Origin of the sequence: Massilimicrobiota sp. An105, from assembly GCF_002161155.1 — a bacterium.
Classification (GTDB): domain Bacteria; phylum Bacillota_I; class Bacilli_A; order Erysipelotrichales; family Coprobacillaceae; genus Allocoprobacillus; species Allocoprobacillus merdigallinarum.
In genome coordinates, this window is the sequence record NZ_NFLY01000087.1 from 1 (window position 1) to 2,730 (window position 2,730).

Genomic DNA, 2,730 nt, shown 5'->3' on the forward strand with positions numbered 1-2,730 from the left:
TATTGACGTGTTTACTGTTCAGTTTTCAATGTCCCTGTGCCCTCTCGTCGAGTGCTCATCTATAATACCATCTATCCCTTGCCTTTGCAAGTCTTTTTTTTACTTTTTTTCGTTTTTTTTATTCATAGTTAGACAAAGGAAACACTATAAATTCAATTTTCCTTTTTATAATCAACAAAAAATGATATTTTATAGTTTAAAATTTTTTATAACCACTATTAAAATATAAAATATTTCTTTTTGTTTAACTTTATTAATACAACTTTAAATAACTTTATTCTTCTTTTTTATACATATAGTATAAAATTATATCTCAAATAATCTTATGAACTTTCAATAAATTACTATATTATTTATACGAATAATATGTTTCTTACATGATATCAAATACTATACTAGAATTTTCATAGCCTACATACACACATTTAATCGAAAATTATTAACATGAATCAATCGATATCATTTCTCAATATTATATTTTGATATCTTTTACTTTTTTAAAATATCAAAAAATGGCTAACAGTGGCTATTTGATATAATTTTTTGTTCAAAAATATAAAAAAACCGCTTAAAATCAATGTTTTTAGCGGTTATTGTTTTCTTTGGTGGAGGCGGCGGGATTATGCCCCTACCCCTATAATGAACATTAAAATGACTAAAAACCGCATATTTCCGTGTAGTTTTGATTAGTTTTATTGACTAGTTTTTAGTATTTTTCATTTTTTTCTTCTCACAATCTTCTCACAAACACTTGTTGTTATCAATAAAAAATTGGTTATATTTTTTGCCCAGTTTTTTTGCATTACAAAGAGGTCCAAACTATTTTTTTTGATTGATTTTTTGTAAAATTGACAAATAGTCAACTTTCTATTTTTGTTAAAATACCATGATATAATTTGGTTGTAGAAAATTTCTACGACGAAAATATATCAATTATATGGAGGTAAAAAAATGAAAAAATTATATGTAGTAAATATCAGAGAATCGTTCGTCATCAATTTAGGAATTATGGCCGAAAGCGAAGAGGAAGCGGAAGAAAAAGCAACGCAACTGTTCGCCGATGGAAAATATGAAAAAGAATTCTTCGAATCAAGTCACGGCGTAGAAATAAATCTTGTTAGTTCAGAGACAGCCGAATTCCTTATAGATGAAGGGATGGTTATCATTCACGAATAATAAAAAATAAATCAGGAGGTAACAGATATGAAATATACATTAAATATTGATAAAAGATTTAACAAAGCAATTAAAGAATTTATGAAAAAGCATGAAGATTGTGAAAGGGAAGTCACAGGTGAAAAATTCTCTTACACCTTCCAACCTGACAACTATGGAATAGAGATTACAGTCAGATGCGAGTCATGTGGAGATGAACTTCACTTGATGGAATACTACGACAGAGAGATGGTTGGAGATATCGAAGAGAGTGATACAGTCATCTTCTCTGATGATTCAGAAAATCGTGAAGGAGTATCCTTCACGATTGATGATTCAAAGTCAGAAGAATTCAAAGAGTTCTTCCAAGAACATTCAAAATGCAGAGCGAGCTCGACAGGAGGAAGATATGCATACACCTTCATCCCAAGCTACTACAGCATGAGAATACTCATCGAGTGCTGCTGCGAAGATGTCTTGGACATCATGGAATACAATGAGCCATTTACTGAATCACAATACATCAATGATTAATAAAGACTATAAAACGAAAAATATATAAACGTAAATTTCGTATTTCAAAAATTCAAATACGAAGGGAGGTAATAAATGAACAATAAGAAACAAGAACAAAAATTAAATCCTGTGGTAAAATGGGCAGGCGGAAAAAGACAATTATTGGATGAAATCACTGAAATGATTCCAGACAATTACACAGAATACATAGAACCTTTTCTAGGTGGAGGTGCGGTCCTATTCGGATCGCATCCAGAAAAGGCCGTCATCAATGACTGCAATGAAGAACTTATGAATGTATACAAGGTTATCAGAGACAACCCTGATGAATTAATCAAGGCTCTTGAAAACCATTCAAAGAATAATTCTTCAGATTATTTCTACAAGGTAAGAGCATATGACAGAGACGAAAGCATCTACAATGCCATGACAGATATCGAAAAGGCAGCAAGAACTCTCTATCTCAACAAGACATGCTACAATGGATTATACAGAGTCAACAAGTCAGGACAATTCAATACACCATATGGCAAATACAAAAATCCAAACATCACAAATGAAAAAGCCATCAGAGAAATATCAAAATACCTTAATGATAATAATATCGAAATCAGAAGTGGTGATTACAAAAATATCCTAGATGATGCCAACGAAGGAAGCTTTGTCTATATGGACCCACCTTATATGCCTATATCAAATTCATCTGCCTTTGCTGGATATACATCTGATGGATTCAATGCTGAAAGACAAGCTGAACTTAAAGAAGCTTGTGATGAATTGGACAAAAAAGGTGTCAGATTCCTTCAATCAAATTCAGACTGTGAATACATTCGTGAATTGTATAAGGACTATAATATGAGAGTAGTCAGAGCAAAAAGAAATATCAATTGTGAATCAAACGGAAGGAGTGCAGTAAACGAATTACTTATTTACAATTATTAAAATAGAGTAGAGGGAAGAAATTAATCTTCGCCCCTCTCATTGCACCGTACGTACGGGTCTCGTATACGGCGCTACATTTATATGTTAATACAACCTATCTTAGATAGTATGCGAGGG

Annotated in this window: 3 protein-coding genes; all 3 read left to right on the plus strand. The window is 31.7% G+C overall.

Going from position 1 to position 2,730, the window contains the following annotated elements; all coding sequences use genetic code 11:
* Nucleotides 1-951: 951 nt before the first annotated feature.
* The 3 genes from B5E48_RS13225 to B5E48_RS13235 all read left to right on the plus strand — a co-directional run bounded on the left by B5E48_RS13225 (nucleotide 952) and on the right by B5E48_RS13235 (nucleotide 2,613).
* Entirely contained in the window at nucleotides 952-1,176 is a 225-nt protein-coding gene (locus B5E48_RS13225) for a hypothetical protein (protein WP_087246096.1), read from the plus strand.
* A 27-nt stretch (nucleotides 1,177-1,203) separates the two neighbouring features.
* Nucleotides 1,204-1,689 carry a hypothetical protein gene (locus tag B5E48_RS13230; RefSeq protein ID WP_087246094.1) on the plus strand — a complete coding sequence of 162 codons (486 nt, stop codon included), beginning with the start codon at nucleotides 1,204-1,206 and terminating at the stop codon, nucleotides 1,687-1,689.
* 75 nt (nucleotides 1,690-1,764) lie between these two features.
* The gene (locus B5E48_RS13235; RefSeq protein ID WP_087305598.1) at nucleotides 1,765-2,613 is read left to right on the plus strand and encodes a DNA adenine methylase; all 849 of its coding nucleotides are present in this window, start codon (nucleotides 1,765-1,767) and stop codon (nucleotides 2,611-2,613) included.
* Nucleotides 2,614-2,730 lie beyond the last annotated feature (117 nt).

Excerpts from the sequence above, each read along its gene's own strand:
- B5E48_RS13225 (WP_087246096.1), top strand. The coding sequence starts at position 952 with ATGAAAAAATTATATGTAGTAAATATCAGAGAATCGTTCGTCATCAAT.
- B5E48_RS13230 (WP_087246094.1), top strand. The coding sequence starts at position 1,204 with ATGAAATATACATTAAATATTGATAAAAGATTTAACAAAGCAATTAAA.
- B5E48_RS13235 (WP_087305598.1), top strand. The coding sequence starts at position 1,765 with ATGAACAATAAGAAACAAGAACAAAAATTAAATCCTGTGGTAAAATGG.